Source organism: Curtobacterium sp. UCD-KPL2560 (assembly GCF_001705035.1).
GTDB lineage: Bacteria > Actinomycetota > Actinomycetes > Actinomycetales > Microbacteriaceae > Curtobacterium.
This window is the reverse complement of sequence record NZ_MCIG01000024.1, coordinates 25,758-39,855: the sequence shown is the minus strand read 5'-3', so window position 1 is coordinate 39,855 and position 14,098 is coordinate 25,758. Positions and strand designations below refer to the sequence as shown.

17 protein-coding genes are annotated in these 14,098 nt (G+C 75.1%); 13 read left to right on the top strand and 4 right to left on the bottom strand.

The window, feature by feature from the left end; translation table 11 throughout:
* Positions 1-225: 225 nt before the first annotated feature.
* The 6 genes from BEP24_RS07950 (at position 226) to BEP24_RS07925 (ending at position 5,638) form a co-directional block, all read left to right on the top strand.
* Positions 226-1,068: a spermidine synthase gene (locus BEP24_RS07950; protein WP_065962092.1), complete on the top strand. Its 843-nt coding sequence runs from the start codon at positions 226-228 to the stop codon at positions 1,066-1,068.
* A gap of 197 nt (positions 1,069-1,265) precedes the next feature.
* Positions 1,266-2,051: a DUF4064 domain-containing protein gene (locus BEP24_RS07945; protein WP_065962091.1), complete on the top strand. Its 786-nt coding sequence runs from the start codon at positions 1,266-1,268 to the stop codon at positions 2,049-2,051.
* Between the two features lie 143 nt (positions 2,052-2,194).
* Positions 2,195-3,076 carry a hypothetical protein gene (locus BEP24_RS07940; protein ID WP_065962089.1) on the top strand — a complete coding sequence of 294 codons (882 nt, stop codon included), beginning with the start codon at positions 2,195-2,197 and terminating at the stop codon, positions 3,074-3,076.
* Complete coding sequence (locus BEP24_RS07935; protein ID WP_065962087.1) at positions 3,073-3,564, top strand: SprT-like domain-containing protein; 492 nt, start codon at positions 3,073-3,075, stop codon at positions 3,562-3,564. Before BEP24_RS07940 ends, BEP24_RS07935 begins: the two co-directional genes overlap by 4 nt.
* A gap of 17 nt (positions 3,565-3,581) precedes the next feature.
* Positions 3,582-4,277: a CGNR zinc finger domain-containing protein gene (locus BEP24_RS07930; RefSeq protein WP_065962084.1), complete on the top strand. Its 696-nt coding sequence runs from the start codon at positions 3,582-3,584 to the stop codon at positions 4,275-4,277.
* 104 nt (positions 4,278-4,381) lie between these two features.
* Complete coding sequence (locus BEP24_RS07925) at positions 4,382-5,638, top strand: Nramp family divalent metal transporter (RefSeq protein WP_065962082.1); 1,257 nt, start codon at positions 4,382-4,384, stop codon at positions 5,636-5,638.
* 72 nt (positions 5,639-5,710) lie between these two features.
* Here the strand turns inward: BEP24_RS07925 and BEP24_RS07920 are convergent, their stop codons facing one another.
* Positions 5,711-6,013, bottom strand: a complete 303-nt coding sequence (locus tag BEP24_RS07920; protein ID WP_065962111.1) for a DUF427 domain-containing protein — start codon at positions 6,011-6,013, stop codon at positions 5,711-5,713.
* Positions 6,014-6,063: 50 nt separating this feature from the next.
* Positions 6,064-6,708, bottom strand: coding sequence for a hypothetical protein (locus tag BEP24_RS07915; RefSeq protein ID WP_065962080.1), 645 nt, complete (start codon positions 6,706-6,708; stop codon positions 6,064-6,066).
* Between the two features lie 109 nt (positions 6,709-6,817).
* On the opposite strand from BEP24_RS07915, the gene BEP24_RS07910 reads away from it, so the two are divergent.
* From BEP24_RS07910 to BEP24_RS07895, 4 genes are all read left to right on the top strand, one after another.
* A complete protein-coding gene (locus tag BEP24_RS07910; protein ID WP_065962079.1) occupies positions 6,818-7,450 on the top strand; it encodes a GNAT family protein in 633 nt (210 codons plus the stop codon).
* A 74-nt stretch (positions 7,451-7,524) separates the two neighbouring features.
* Entirely contained in the window at positions 7,525-8,004 is a 480-nt protein-coding gene (locus BEP24_RS07905; protein ID WP_065962078.1) for a hypothetical protein, read from the top strand.
* 169 nt (positions 8,005-8,173) lie between these two features.
* Positions 8,174-8,743: a DUF1684 domain-containing protein gene (locus tag BEP24_RS07900; protein ID WP_065962110.1), complete on the top strand. Its 570-nt coding sequence runs from the start codon at positions 8,174-8,176 to the stop codon at positions 8,741-8,743.
* 22 nt (positions 8,744-8,765) lie between these two features.
* Complete coding sequence (locus BEP24_RS07895) at positions 8,766-9,134, top strand: GntR family transcriptional regulator (protein ID WP_083230207.1); 369 nt, start codon at positions 8,766-8,768, stop codon at positions 9,132-9,134.
* Positions 9,135-9,349: 215 nt separating this feature from the next.
* On the opposite strand, the gene BEP24_RS07890 is transcribed toward BEP24_RS07895, so the two are convergent.
* Positions 9,350-10,273: an endo alpha-1,4 polygalactosaminidase gene (locus BEP24_RS07890; RefSeq protein ID WP_253181632.1), complete on the bottom strand. Its 924-nt coding sequence runs from the start codon at positions 10,271-10,273 to the stop codon at positions 9,350-9,352.
* A 275-nt stretch (positions 10,274-10,548) separates the two neighbouring features.
* On the opposite strand from BEP24_RS07890, the gene BEP24_RS07885 reads away from it, so the two are divergent.
* Together BEP24_RS07885 and BEP24_RS07880 are read left to right on the top strand one after the other, a co-directional pair.
* Positions 10,549-12,186 carry a DEAD/DEAH box helicase gene (locus BEP24_RS07885; RefSeq protein ID WP_065962105.1) on the top strand — a complete coding sequence of 546 codons (1,638 nt, stop codon included), beginning with the start codon at positions 10,549-10,551 and terminating at the stop codon, positions 12,184-12,186.
* A 169-nt stretch (positions 12,187-12,355) separates the two neighbouring features.
* Positions 12,356-12,556, top strand: coding sequence for a CsbD family protein (locus BEP24_RS07880; protein ID WP_065962075.1), 201 nt, complete (start codon positions 12,356-12,358; stop codon positions 12,554-12,556).
* A gap of 151 nt (positions 12,557-12,707) precedes the next feature.
* Here the strand turns inward: BEP24_RS07880 and BEP24_RS07875 are convergent, their stop codons facing one another.
* A complete protein-coding gene (locus tag BEP24_RS07875; protein WP_065962073.1) occupies positions 12,708-13,250 on the bottom strand; it encodes an NUDIX hydrolase family protein in 543 nt (180 codons plus the stop codon).
* A 73-nt stretch (positions 13,251-13,323) separates the two neighbouring features.
* On the opposite strand from BEP24_RS07875, the gene BEP24_RS07870 reads away from it, so the two are divergent.
* Positions 13,324-13,941 (top strand): alpha/beta hydrolase-fold protein, encoded by a 618-nt coding sequence (locus BEP24_RS07870; RefSeq protein WP_065962072.1) that lies wholly within the window; start codon positions 13,324-13,326, stop codon positions 13,939-13,941.
* Positions 13,942-14,098 lie beyond the last annotated feature (157 nt).

The window sequence follows — 14,098 nt, the reverse complement described above, 5'->3', positions numbered from 1 at the left end:
GCTCGACACCGGTCGGGTGACGACCCCGGGATGCTACGTGTGCCGCCTCGACGTCTGCTGGGCACCGGTCGGACGGGGAACGGGCCACGTCGGCGGCGCCCCTTCCGGTGGGTGTCCGGCGGGGGTCCCCGACCGGTGCCACCAGCCTCGCGAGCGGGCCGGCGCGGGCACACCACCCCAGGGTGGTGGTCCGGGTGGGGATCGCGGGTGGTGTTCCATGGGGGCATGGCAGATGCGAGTGACGGCTTCCGGATCGGTGCGGGCTGGGCCTCGGTCGAACCGGACCGGCACCGCCCCGGGTCCTTCACGCTCGTCGTCGACGGGACGCCGCAGTCGCACGTCGACCTCGAGGACCCGACGCACCTGGCCTTCGAGTACATCCGGCGGATCGGGCACGCGATCGACCTGCTGCCGCCCGGCCCGGTGACGGCGCTGCACCTCGGTGCCGGTGCCCTCACGCTCCCCCGCTACGTCGCGGTGACCCGGCCGGGGTCCCGCCAGCAGGTCGTCGAGCTCGAGCGCGACCTGGTCGACCACGTGCGCGAGGAGCTGCCGTTCCCCCGCGGCGCCTCGATCCGGGTGCGGTACGGCGACGCCCGCGAGGTCCTCGGCAAGCTGCCCGCCGGTCTGCGCGGCACGGTCGACCTGGCCGTCGTCGACGTGTTCGGCGGCTCGCAGATCCCCGCGCACGTGACGAGCATCGAGTTCTACCGCGAGGTCGCCGCGTTCCTGTCCCCCACCGGCGTCGTGGCGGTGAACGTCGCGGACGGCGCGGGTCTGGCCTTCGCCCGGGGCCAGGCGGCGACCCTGCAGGCGGTGCTGCCCTCGGTCGCGGCCGTCGCCGACACCGGCATGCTCAAGGGCCGGCGCTTCGGCAACATCGTGCTGCTCGGGTCGCCGACCGACCTACCGGTCGCCGAGATGCCCCGGCTGTACTCGTCCGACCCGATGCCCGCCAAGGTCGTGCACGGTGCCGAGCTGCGCGCGTTCACGGCCGGGGCGCCGGTCGTGACCGACCAGACCGCCGTCGCCTCGCCCGAGCCGAACCGCAGCGTCTTCGGCGGCTGACGCGCGCACCCGGGTGACCGGGTGCCGGACGGGAGGCGCGGTGCCGGTCGCGCACCGCGCCTCCCGTCCGTCCGTGGTCGCGGCAGACCGCCGGACGCACGGTCGGCACCGACGACCCGCCGGACGTGTCCACCACCCGGCTGCCAGGATGGGGGACACGACCGCGCGGCTGCGCGACCGAGCGAGGGAGTCCCCTGATGACGAACGACGACCGGAGCAACGAGGACGGGGCGGGCGACGGCCGCGCCCCGAGCTGGGGCGAGGCACCGCAGCACCGTCCCGAGGACGCACCGCGGTACGGCGAGCACGCCGACCAGCAGGACGCCCCGCGGTGGGGTGCGTCGGAGGCCCGCGACCGCGACGACGAGCCGCGGTACGGCGAGCGCGCACCGCAGTACGGCGAGCGTGCCCCGCAGTACGGCGAGCAGGCGCCCCGCTACGGCGAGCACGCGCCGAAGGAGGGTGCGGGCGACCGCCACGACTCCCCCACGTGGGGCGAGCAGCACGGGTCCCACCAGCCGTACGCCGCGTCGGCGGCCCCGGCGTCGGCCGGCGGACCGGCCTGGCACGCCTACGAGGAGCCGAAGCGCAAGAAGAAGACCGTCGGCGTGATCGCCTTCCTGGTCGGGCTGCTGTCGCTCGTCGTCGGCGTGATCGGCGGCGCCATGATCGGCGCGGCGGTCGCGAACAGCGGCATCCTCGACGGGCTCGCGCAGGGCGGCACCGCCCCGAGCCAGCAGGAGCTCCAGCAGCGGCTCATGCAGGACCCGTCCGCGCTGTCGTCGGTCGGGTCGGCCGGTGTCGTCGTCGGCATCGCCGCGATCCTCGGCCTCTGGGCGTTCGTGCAGGGCATCATCGCCGTCGCCACGAAGCGCGGGCGCGGCTGGGGCCTGTTCGCGATCATCCTCGCCGTCGTCGCGACCGTCGCCACCTTCGGCACGTACATCGCGATCGCCGCGTCCGCGGTCGTCGGCAACAGCTGACACCACGACCCGCCCGACGGCCCGTCCCGCGCCGCGGGGCGGGCCGTCGTCGTCCGGGGGCACCGGGGGCGTCGCGGCGTCCTCGTGCCCCCCGTGCGCGTGGCACCGCTCGTTCACGGCGGGCCGCGGTTACGCTCGACCCGATGTCCCTCCCGCCCGACGACAGCCAGCAGCCCGACCGCGACGACCGCGCCCGGGAGCCCCGCCACGCCGCCCCGGTGACCGCCGGTGTCAGCCCGGGGAGCACCTTCGCGCCGATCAGCCTGCGTCCCGCCGTCGACGCCGAGGCAGTGCAGCAGCGCCTCCGCGACCTCGGGCAGAGCCGCAGCACCGACGCCCTCGCCGAACGCGCCGAACTCCTGCGCCTGCTCGGCCGCCTGGACGAGTCGCTCGTCGTGGCCGAGGAGGTCTTCCGCCTGACGATGTTCACGGGCGAACGCTCCGACAAGGTGGCCTCCCGGATCCGACGGGCCCACGTGCTGCACGACCTCGGCCGGTACGAGCGCGCCGCCGCCGAGGCCGCGATGGCCCGCGACACCGCCCGCACCGAGGACTGGCCCGAGCTCGAGGGCGCGGCCGCCGAGCTCGAGGGCTGGTCGCTGTTCGAGCTGTCCCGCTTCGACGAGGCCCGGTCGGCCCTGTCCCGGGCGTACCAGGCGTTCCGCCAGGCCGGCGCCCCGTCCGAGCGCACCGAGGCACTCCGAACCGCGGTCGAGGCCGCGCTCCGGGCCTCCGCGGCGCAGCCGAAGCCCGCCGAGGACCGGCCCCGCACCGCCCGCGAGGTCGCCGCACGCCGGGCCGAGGACGACGAACCGGCCACCACGCGCGTCGCCGAGCCGGTCAAGCAGATCCCGCCCGTCCGCCGTCGCGTGCTCGGGGCCCCGGACGCCGCACGGACCGAGGCCGACGAGCTGTGGGGCCGCATCGCCGCCCGCGCCGCGTCGAAGGGTCAGGCGCCGCGCGACGAGCCCGACCCCGACGCGCACGACACCGGCCCCGGGCTCGGCGGCGCCGGACGCCGGTGACCGCGCCCGACCAGGTCCGGGAGCGCGCCGAGCAGCTCCTCGCCGAGCACCTCGGACCGGGCGACTGGACCTTCGCGTTCGACCACGCGAAGACCCGCGCCGGCCAGTGCGACTTCGGCCGACGCCGCATCACGGTGAGCCGGTACATCGCCGCCCGGGTGTCCGACGAGGACGTCGAGCAGGTCCTGCTCCACGAGGTCGCGCACGCGATGGCCGGACCGCGCGCCGGCCACGGTCCGACGTGGCGACGGACCGCCGCGGGGATCGGGTACACCGGGTCCCGCCTGTACGACGGCCCCGTCGCCTCCGAGCTCGCGCCGTGGGTCGGCACGTGCCCCGCAGGGCACGAGCACGTCCGGTACCGCACCCCCACGCGCACGCTCGCGTGTGCTGCGTGCTCGCGCCGGTTCGACCCGCGGAACACGATCACCTGGCGCCGTCGCTCGGATACCGCAGGATCGATCCCGAGCGTGGAGGCGCGCCGGTGAGCCGTTAGCCTGGGCGGATGCACACGGGGCAGCACATCCGGACGGACAGCGGGTCGTCGTGGTTCTTCGACGCCGGCCGGATCGCCCTCGACTTCGCGCACACGGGCGGCTTCGCGGACGACCCGGACGGGCGACGCCCCCGCTCCCGGCTCGGCGAGCTCCTCGTGACCCCGGCCGACCTGGACGAGTGGCTCGGCGACCACACCGAACCGATCGACGTCGGCGCGAGCGCCCGGGAGCTCCTCGACGCACGGGCCCTGCGTGCCGCGATCGGACGCCTCGCCGTGGCCGCCGCACCCGCTCCCGCCGACGACGCCGCCACCCGGACCGCCGTCGCCGCCGGGCTCCGCGCCGGGACCGGACGGACCCGACCGGCACCCGACGACATCGACACCGTGAACCTGTTCGCGGCACTGCCCGACGTGCCGCCGAGCCTGCCCGGCGGACGCCGTCGCGCCGGGGCGAACCGGGTCCGCCTGGCGCAGGCGCTGTCGAGCGTGGCGCGGGACGCGGTGGCCCTGTTCACCGAGGTCGGTTTCGACGACGTCGCCGCCGACGGCCAGCCGACGCGCCTGAGCCGGTGCTCGGCGGAGGACTGCGGGCTCGTCTTCTACGACTCGTCCCGTGGGGGCACCCGCCGCTGGTGCTCGATGCAGCGGTGCGGGAACCGGGCGAAGGTGCGGGCGCACCGGGCCCGGCGCGCGGCGGCCTGAGCGGCGGGCACCGAGCAACGGGCCGTCGGCCGCTCCGTCCGCTCCTTCTGCACCGCGCCGAATCACTGGATTCGGTCTCCCGAATCCTCTGGCATCCTGGTCGCGTGACCGACACCGCCGCCCCGACGAGCGCACCCACCGGTGACGCTCCGCGCCGTCGCGCCGCCAGCCTCACGTTGCTCGGCCCGGCCTTCGTCGCCGCCATCGCCTACGTCGACCCGGGCAACGTCGCCGCCAACCTCACCGCGGGGGCGACGTACGGCTACCTGCTGCTCTGGGTCCTCGTCGCCGCCAACGCCAGCGCCGTCGTCGTGCAGTACCTGTCCGCGAAGCTCGGGGTCGTCACCGGGAAGTCCCTGCCGGAGCTCCTCGGCATGCGGATGCGTCGAGCGCCGCGCCTGCTGTTCTGGGCCCAGGCCGAGGTCGTCGCCGCCGCGACCGACGTGGCCGAGGTCATCGGCGGGGCGCTCGCCCTGCACCTGCTGTTCGGCGTGCCGCTCGTCGCCGGCGGGGTGATCACGGGCGTGGTGTCGATGGCGATCCTCGTGCTGCAGAACCGCCGGGGCGCCCGCGCGTTCGAGGTCGTCGTCACGGCCATGCTCGCGGTCCTGACGGTCGGGTTCTGCGCGGGACTGCTGTTCGCGCAGGTCTCGCCCGGCGAACTCGTGTCCGGGCTCGTGCCGCGCTTCGAGGGCTCCGGGTCGGTGCTGCTCGCGGCGTCGATGCTCGGCGCGACCGTGATGCCGCACGCCGTGTACCTGCACTCGGCGCTCGCCCGCGACCGGCACGGTGCCACCCCCGCCGGTCCCGAGCGCCGCCGGGTGCTCCACATGACCCGGTGGGACGTCGCACTGGCGCTCGTCGTCGCCGGCGGGGTGAACGTCTGCATGCTCGTGCTCGCGGCGGCGACGCTGCCGGGCGTCGCGGGCACGGACACGATCCCGGGCGCACAGGCGGCGATCGAGGCGAACGTGGGCCCGGTCGTCGGCGTGCTCTTCGCCGTGGGGCTGCTCGCGTCGGGGCTGGCGTCGACCTCGGTGGGCTGCATGGCCGGCGCGGAGATCATGCACGGGCTGCTGCACGTGCGGGTGCCGCTGCTCGCCCGGCGGCTCGTGACCCTGGTGCCGGCGCTCGTGCTGCTCGCGGTGGGGGCGGACGCCACGATGCTGCTCGTGGTGAGCCAGGTGGTGCTGAGCTTCGGGATCGCGTTCGCGATCGTGCCGCTGGTGGCCTACACGTCGCGCCGGAGCGTGATGGGCGACGACGCGAACGCGGTCGCCACCCGGGTGGTCGCGTGGGTGATCGCCACCGTCATCGTCGCGCTCAACGTCGCGCTGGTCGTGCTCACCCTGACCGGGTGAGCACGACCGCGCGAGGCGCGCGGTCGGTCACGCGGGACCGGCCCGCACGCACGACCGCGTGGGGCGCCGGCGTCAGTCGACGACGCGGACGTCCTTCCAGAAGGCGTAGTAGCCCGAGTAGTCCTGGCCGACCCGGTCGAACGACGAGGGGATCGGCGTCGGGTACGACCACGCGCGGTCGGGCAGCGCCTGCCCGTCGACCGTGACCGTGTAGTACTGCGTGTCGCCCTTCCACGGGCAGTGGTACTGGGTGTCGCTCTCGGTGAAGAACTCGGGCTTCACGCTGGACGGCGGGAAGTACCAGTTGCCCTCGATCTGGACGAGGTCCTCCTTCGGGGCCTCCGCGATCACGGTGTCGCCGACGACTGCCTTCATGACGTGTTCCTCCACTCGTGGCGTCGGGGCGACGCCTGCGATCCGGAACGCTACGCGCGCGGTCCCTGTTCCCGCTGCGCAGTGGAGCAGTCCCGCTGCGTGCCGGGTCGGAGGACGACGAGGTCCGGTCCGGCGGCGAGCGCCGTCCGCACGTCCTCACGGTCGAGACCGGACGCCCCTTCGGCGGCGCTGACGAGGTGCCGCACCGCCTGTCGCAGCCCCGTGTAGGCGGCGCAGGCGGCGGCCGCCTCTGGTGCGATGTGGTCGATGCCGACGGCGACGAGGGCGTCCACGACCGCACCGGCCGCGAGCAGGTCCTCGACGGCGGGGTCCGGGGCCTCTGCGGTGTCGGCGGGCTCGCCCGCCGCCTCGGCGGCGTCCGTGTGCGGCCCCGCGGTCCGGCCCGCGGCGACGACCGCGACGACGCACCGGTCACCACGCTCGGCCTGGAGGCCCGTCACGCGTTCCGCGACCGCACGCGCGTTCCCGAGGTGGCCGAGCACGACCTCCGGCCCCACCGGCACGCGGGCTGCCGCGGCCCGGGCATCGCGGTCCCGGTCGGCCGCGGACGTGCCACGTCGCTCGGGCAGGACGTCGACCCAGACCACCAGGTGAGCGTCCGCGGCGACGCGCTCGGCGCCGGCGACGCCCCACGCGAACCGGACCTGGTACTGCCCCTGGGTGCGTGCTGCCACGGGGCCACGATACCGAGCGCGACGGCCTGTCCGTCCGCTCAGGAGCCCTGTCCGCGGGCGGCGTCCGGAGGTCGATCGGTCAGCGCCACCGACCGTAGGATCGGTGACCATGGAGCTCGCCCCCGTCCCCACCCTGACCGGCGACCGCGTGACGCTCGAGCCGCTCGACCCCGAGCACGCGGACGACCTGCGGGCGGCGGTCACCGACGGCGACCTCTGGCGCACCTGGTACACCTCGGTCCCGGCGCCCGACGCGGTCGACGGCGAGATCGAGCGCCGGCTCGCGGAGCACGAGGCCGGCCGCATGGTGCCGTTCGCGATCCGCGACCGTCCGACCGGCCGGGTCGTCGGGGCCACGACCTTCGCGAACATCGACGTCCCGAACCGCCGCGTCGAGATCGGGTACACGTTCCTCGCCCGAGCGGCGCAGCGCACCGGGATCAACACCGAGGCCAAGCTCCTGCTGCTGTCGCACGCGTTCGAGACCTGGCAGTGCATCGCGGTCGAGTTCCGGACGCACTGGCACAACCAGCAGTCCCGCGCGGCGATCGCGTCCCTCGGCGCCAAGCAGGACGGGGTGCTCCGCAGCCACGCGATCGGCCGCGACGGCACCCTGCGCGACACGGTGGTCTTCTCGATCACCGCTGCCGAGTGGCCGACCGTCCGGCTGTCGCTCACCGAGCGGCTCCGCAACCGCGACCGGGCCGAGGGCTCCCGCCGCCGGGCCGCACGGCACGCCTGACGCGCGTTCCGCCGACCGCGAGGTGACGGCGGGCCGGCTCGGACGTCCCAGCGTCCGCGGGTAGCGTCCGGCGCATGCACGTCGGACTCCGCATCGTCCTGGACGCGCCGGTCGACACCGTGCGCGACGCCCTGCTGTCCCCGGCCGTGATGGTCGCGGTGACGAAGCCGTTCCTGGTGTACCGGTCGCGGTCCCCCGAGGGCCTGCCCGTGCGGTGGACACCCGGCGAACCCCACCCGATCACCGCGGACGCGTTCGGCGTCGTGCCGAGCGGCGACACCCACGTCGACATCGACCGGTACGAGGTCGACGGCGTCCCCGTGCAGCGCGACAACGGCGGTGGCGTCTCCGGGCTGTTCGGGCGCATGACGATGGCGCACCGGATGGCGACGGTCGACCTCGGTGACGGGCGGACGCTGCTCCTGGACCGGCTGACCTACCGGATGCGGCCCGCGGTCCTCGGGATCGCGCTCTGGCCGGGCATGTGGGTCATCTGGCAGTGGCGCGCCCTGCGGATGCGCCAGCTCGCCCCCACCTGGCGCCAGGGGGCCTGACCCGGCGGTCGACCCCGCACGGCGGGTGCGGTGCCGTGACGGGACGATCGCGGCCGGTCGCTGGCACACGCGGAGCGCCCGGGCGTACGCTCGCCGTGTGAGCCAGACGCAGGAGCCGAGGGCCCAGGACCGTGTGCACAGCACGCTCGCGACCGTGGACTGGCGTCGGATGACGTTCGACCTGTACCGCCGGGTCCGCGCGACGCCAGAGCCCGAGACCGCCCACGCGATGTGGCGCGAGACGCGGGACGCCATGTTCGGCGAACACCCCGCGAGCCCGCTGCTCGACGAGGACGCCCGCGACTTCGAGGCGCTGCCCGTCCCGGACTACGACCCCGAGTGGCGGTTCCGCGCCCGGGTCGAGACCGCCGAGCCCCTGGCGATGGACGTCGAGACCGGGACCGACGGCACGGTGCACTTCGACCGCCTGGGCGTCGTCCGGCTGCCCGGCATCGGGTCGCTCGACGTGTGGTCGCACGGCGGCTACGCGGGCGGCGTGTTCGTCCCCGTGAAGGACGCCAGCGCGGGCCGGGCCCGGGGCACCTACGGCGGCGGACGGTACCTGCTCGACACGATCAAGGGCGCCGACCTCGGGGGCGACGACGGCGAGCTCGTGCTCGACTTCAACTTCGCCTACAACCCCTCGTGCGCGTACGACCCGGCCTGGGCGTGCCCGCTCGCGCCGCCCGGCAACACGGTCGCGGTGCCGATCCCGGTCGGCGAGCAGTACGACTTCTGACCCTCGACGAGCAGGACAGCACATGGAGCGCATGACCGGACTCGTGGCCCTCGACGCCGGCGGGCGGGTGCCACCCTTCGAGCAGGTGCGGTCGCAGATCGCGGCCCAGATCACGGCGGGGTACCTCGTCGACGGCGAGCGCCTGCCGAGCGTCCGCGCCCTGGCGGAGGAGCTCGGGCTCGCCGCCGGCACCGTCGCGAAGGCCTACCAGCTGCTCGAGGAGGCCGACCTCGTGCACACCGCACGGGGTGCCGGCACGCGGGTCGTCCGACCGGTCGAGGTCCCTGGTCCGGTCACCGAGGCCGCCCGTGCCCTCGTCGCCGCCGCCCGCGAGGCCGGACTCTCCGCCGACCAGGCCGCCGCCGCCGTGCACGAGGCCTGGCCCGCCTGACCACCTGACGGCCACGCCGGCGACCGTCACCGCCTGCCGCGGACCGACCGGACCGACCGCAGCCAGCGGGGCGGACGCGCACCGCGCCTCCCCACCGGCCCCGCACGTCCGACCGCAGCCGGCGGGGCGGACCCGCACCGCGCCTCCCGGCCGGTCCCACCGACCGCCACCAGCGCGACGGACCCGCACCGCGCCTCCCGACCGACGCGACCGCGTCAGCAGTGCTCGGCGACGTACGCCGGGTCGGACGGCACCACGAGGTCCCGGTCCCGCAGGATCGTCATCGCGGGCCGTTCCGCCAGCGCGCACACCTCGGACCACGGCCGCCCGAGGGTGTCCGCGTACTCGACGTCGACCACCTGGTCGCCGTACACGTCGGTGTAGGCCGAGCACTCGTCGTACTGCACGCACTCCTCGGCGACCACGAAGTCGAAGCCCGTCCGCTGCCGCCCCGCCGCACCGAGCTGGGGCGTGTTCTTCTGCCCGACCGCGAGGCCGTGCGCGTGCCCGGTCCGCACCAGGTCGGCGGCGAGCGCGAGGTTGCCCGCGCGGGTCAGCCGTCCGTCCGAGCGCGTCCACGAGTCGAGGTTGTCGAACTCGACCGCCGCGAACCCGCGCTCGGCGCACCGGGCGACCACGGGCGACAGGACGGCGAGGACCTCGGCACGCGTGGCGGCGGTCCTCGTGTCGAGCAGCACCTCGTCCGGCCAGCCGGGGTCGGACACCGGTTCGCCGTCCTCGTCGCGGAGCACCGCGTCGGGATGGTGGTCGAGCCAGTCGTCGGTCTCGTCCGGCTGGGTCTGGAAGCCGTTGACGTAGCAGATCGAGTACACGCCCGCTGCGGGTCGGGCGGTGCTGTCCCGCTCGACGACCGTGACGTCCGCGGCGGGGGCGTACGCGCCGCCGAGCTGGTAGTCCGGCACGCCGCCGGCGGGCAGGGCGCGCACCGACGCACTGCTCGCCGACGGACCGCCGGTGGCCGTGGCCTGGACCGGCGGGGCCTGTGGGGCCGACGCGACACCGACGGGCGTGGTCGCGGACGGTGCGTCACCGCCCGCGCAGCCGCTGGCACCGAGCACGAGGAGCACCGCCGTCGAGACCGCGACGAGGGCGGTGCGCGGGGTCGTCCGAGGGGCCACGAGCAGGATCATCGCACGCGCTCGGCGAACGCCCACTGCCCAGCGGGGCCGACGACCGCTATGCTGGGGGTACTCGAGGCGCCGATCGCCTCGTGCGTCGTACGGACGCCCCGAACTCCCGACCGGTCACCGGTCGATGATCACGCACCAGCACATCGGTGCCCAGGCTCTCTGCTGCGGCGACTGCGCCGGCCTCCCCGGCCGCGCAGGATCCCCGCCCGCGCGCCGGACACGAGCGCGCCCACGGCCGGCCCACGCCGGCTGGAAGGGTCATGATGACCGACTCCACCACCCGTTTCTCCGACCTGGGCGTCCCTGCCCCGATCGTCGACGTCCTCGCCCAGCAGGGCAAGGAGACCGCCTTCCCGATCCAGGCGGACACGCTCCCCGACTCGCTGCGCGGCAAGGACGTGCTCGGCCGCGGCCGCACCGGCTCGGGCAAGACCATCGCGTTCGCGATCCCCCTGGTCGCACGGCTCGCCGCCAACCCGAAGCAGCGCCGTGCCGGTCGACCGCGCGCCCTCGTGCTCGCCCCGACCCGTGAGCTCGCGACGCAGATCGACGCGACCCTCGCCCCGCTCGCGAAGGCCATGGGCCTGAACACCACGACCGTCTTCGGCGGCGTGGGCCAGGGCCGTCAGGTCGAGGCGTTCAACCGCGGCGTCGACGTCGTCGTGGCCTGCCCCGGCCGCCTCGCCGACCTCATGCAGCAGGGCCACGTGAAGCTCGACGCGATCGAGGTCACCGTCCTCGACGAGGCCGACCACATGGCCGACATGGGCTTCCTGCCCGGTGTCACGAAGATCATGCAGGCGACGCCCGAGAAGGGGCAGCGCCTGCTGTTCTCGGCCACGCTCGACAACGGCGTGGACAAGCTCGTCAAGAAGTTCCTGCACTCGCCGGTCATGCACTCGGTCGACGACGAGACCAGCCCCGTCGAGGCGATGACGCACCACCTCTTCGAGGCCGCCGACGCCGACGTGAAGAAGGACCTCGTCCGGATGCTCGCCTCGGGCACCGGCCGCCGCATCCTGTTCATGCGCACGAAGCACCACGCGAAGCGCCTGGCGAAGCAGCTCTCGAGCCAGGGCATCCCGGCCGTCGACCTGCAGGGCAACCTGTCGCAGGGCGCGCGTGAGCGGAACCTCGCGAAGTTCTCGTCCGGTGAGGCCCTCGTCCTCGTCGCCACCGACGTCGCCGCCCGTGGCGTGCACGTCGACCACGTCGAGCTCGTCGTGCACGTCGACCCGCCGACCGAGCACAAGGCGTACCTGCACCGTTCGGGCCGCACCGCGCGTGCCGGTTCCTCGGGCGACGTCGTCACGGTCACGCTGCCGGCCGAGCGCCGCGACGTGGCGCAGATGATGCGTGCCGCCGCCATCTCGGTCAAGCCGCAGCAGGTCACGGCGACCTCGCCCGCGGTCACCGCACTCGTCGGCGAGGTCGCTCCGATCCGCCACGTCGAGGAGCAGCCCGCCCAGCAGCAGCAGCGCCAGCGCCAGCCGCGCGTCGCGGACGCCGGTGGTGACGGCGGCGGTCGTCGCCGTGGTCGCGGCGCACGGTCGGGAGGCGCGGCCCAGCCCGCCTCGGCCGGTGCGTCGGTCGCGTCCGGCCGGTCCGGCAACGGGCGCGGCGGTCGTCCGGCGACCGAGGGTGCCGGCACGTCCGGTGGCCGCGGTGCCGGTCGCGGTGCGGCCTCGGGTGCCGCTGCGACGGGCGGTGGGCAGCGTCGTGGTGGCGCCGCCGGCCGTCGTGCGTCGAGCGACGTCGTGCGCGGTGGCTCCAGCGCCGTGTGGTCCTCCGACGGTGGGTACGCCGCCGGCCGCAGCAGCGGTTCGGAGACGGGCGGCCCCCGTCGCCGCTCCGGCTCGCGTCGGGCCACGCGTCCGGCGGGCTCTGCCGACCGCCACTGATCGGGCCCGCACCCCGCCGGCCACGGAGTCGGCCCGGCGGTCGGGTGTCGGCCTCCGGCTGAACCTGGACACCGGGTGCGAACCCGGTCGTCCGGCGGCGTAGGGTCTCCTGCACCGGACGCCGCGCGAGCGGCCGACGGGGAATCGTCCGTCGTTGGAAGGAGACCGTATGGCTGGCAGCGAAGAGAACCACACCGGCGAGAAGCTCGTCGGCAAGGTCAAGGAGGGTCTCGGCAACCTGACCGGCAACGACAAGCTGAAGGCCGAGGGTCAGACCGACCAGGCCAAGGCGTCGGCCAAGCAGGGCGTCGACGACGTCAAGGACGCGGCGCACGGCGTCGCGGACAGCCTCCGCAACGACAAGCACTGAAGCCGGTCTCCAGACCGCGCTGCGAAGCCCCCGGACCCGATCGGATCCGGGGGCTTCGTCGTGCGCGGGGCCCGGTCGCGCGCCCGGTCGTCCGTGGGGCCTGCGCGGGCCCGGTCGCGCTCGGGGCTGGCCCGTGCGGGAGTGTGCCGCGCTAGTGCAGGGCGCCGACCGAGGCGAGGCCGGCGCGGAGCAGGGTGCCGCGGCCGCCCTCCATCTCCTCGGCGACGGCGTCGGACGCCGCCTCCATCGGGCTCATCCACGTGAGCTCGAGTGCGTCCTGGCGCGGCTCGCACGTGCCCGTGACCGGGACGACGTAGGCGAGCGAGATCGCGTGCTGTCGCTCGTCCGTGAACACCGAGGCGCCGGGCAGCGGGAAGTACTCGGCCACCGTGAAGGGGGTCGGGCTCGCCGGGAGCTGCGGGAAGGCCATCGGACCGAGGTCCTTCTCGAGGTGCCGGAACAGTGCGGTCCGGATCGACTCGCCGAACATCACGCGGCCGGAGACGAGCGTGCGGGCGATCGACCCGCTCGGCGAGACGCGCAGGAGCACCCCGACCTCGGTCACGACGCCGAGGCCGTCGAGCCGGACGGGCAGGGCCTCGACGTAGCAGATGGGCAGCCGACGGCGGATGTTCGCGAGCTCCTCGTCGGACAGCCAGCCGGAGTCGGGGTCGGGGGTGCGCAGCGAGGCCATGCACCGTGTCTACCAGTCGGCCCGGCGAGTTCGGCGTACGGCGCGGCCTCCGGGGACGGCTAGCGTCGTCCCCGTGATCGATGCAGACCTCGTGCAGTGGACCCGGCCGGCCGAGGAGCGTGCGGGGACGCCGCTGCTCGTGATGCTGCACGGGGTGGGGTCGAACGAGCGCGACCTGCTCGGCCTGGCACCCGCGCTGCCCCTTGCCTGGACGACGGCATCGCTCCGCGCGCCGATGTCCTGGGGGCCGGGGTTCTCCTGGTACCCGCTCGGCACACCGGGCTCCCCAGCGCCGGGTCCCGTGGACGCCGCGGTCGAGGAGGTCCTGGCCTGGATCGACGGCGTCGTCGCCGACCACCCGCGCATCGGGTTGCTCGGGTTCTCACAGGGGGGATCGATGGCGCTGCAGCTGCTGCGGGCCCGTCCGACGGGGTTCGCGTTCGCGGTGTCGCTGTCCGGCTTCGTCGTGCCCGTGACGGACGCCCGTGACGACGCCGTGGCCGCCGTCCGCCCGCGGGTGTTCCTCGGGCACGGGGACGCCGACCCGGTGATCCCCGCCGAGGCGACCGCACGGACGCAGGCGTGGGCGGCGGCGCACACCGACGTGACGGACCGGACGTACCCGGGCCTGCCGCACGCGGTCTCGGCGGCCGAGCTCGCCGACGTGGCCGGGTTCGTCGACGCCGCCTGACGTCGGCGGGGGTCGCTTGGTGGGCGACGGACGTTGCGGATGGAGCAGGCGACGTCGGGTGGGTGGCTCCGACCCGACGTCGTCTGCTCCGTCCGCGGGTCGCGGAGGCGACCGGTGACGGCCGGGAGGCGCGTGGCGGGCCAGCCACGCGCCTCCC

What these genes read in the sequence shown, in the direction of transcription:
- BEP24_RS07905 (WP_065962078.1), top strand. Translation starts at nt 7,525, where the DNA reads ATGCACGTCGGACTCCGCATCGTCCTGGACGCGCCGGTCGACACCGTG.
- BEP24_RS07945 (WP_065962091.1), top strand. Translation starts at nt 1,266, where the DNA reads ATGACGAACGACGACCGGAGCAACGAGGACGGGGCGGGCGACGGCCGC.
- BEP24_RS07950 (WP_065962092.1), top strand. Translation starts at nt 226, where the DNA reads ATGGCAGATGCGAGTGACGGCTTCCGGATCGGTGCGGGCTGGGCCTCG.
- BEP24_RS07885 (WP_065962105.1), top strand. Translation starts at nt 10,549, where the DNA reads ATGACCGACTCCACCACCCGTTTCTCCGACCTGGGCGTCCCTGCCCCG.
- BEP24_RS07875 (WP_065962073.1), bottom strand. Translation starts at nt 13,250, where the DNA reads ATGGCCTCGCTGCGCACCCCCGACCCCGACTCCGGCTGGCTGTCCGAC.
- BEP24_RS07880 (WP_065962075.1), top strand. Translation starts at nt 12,356, where the DNA reads ATGGCTGGCAGCGAAGAGAACCACACCGGCGAGAAGCTCGTCGGCAAG.
- BEP24_RS07910 (WP_065962079.1), top strand. Translation starts at nt 6,818, where the DNA reads ATGGAGCTCGCCCCCGTCCCCACCCTGACCGGCGACCGCGTGACGCTC.
- BEP24_RS07930 (WP_065962084.1), top strand. Translation starts at nt 3,582, where the DNA reads ATGCACACGGGGCAGCACATCCGGACGGACAGCGGGTCGTCGTGGTTC.
- BEP24_RS07900 (WP_065962110.1), top strand. Translation starts at nt 8,174, where the DNA reads ATGACGTTCGACCTGTACCGCCGGGTCCGCGCGACGCCAGAGCCCGAG.
- BEP24_RS07940 (WP_065962089.1), top strand. Translation starts at nt 2,195, where the DNA reads ATGTCCCTCCCGCCCGACGACAGCCAGCAGCCCGACCGCGACGACCGC.
- BEP24_RS07920 (WP_065962111.1), bottom strand. Translation starts at nt 6,013, where the DNA reads ATGAAGGCAGTCGTCGGCGACACCGTGATCGCGGAGGCCCCGAAGGAG.
- BEP24_RS07895 (WP_083230207.1), top strand. Translation starts at nt 8,766, where the DNA reads ATGGAGCGCATGACCGGACTCGTGGCCCTCGACGCCGGCGGGCGGGTG.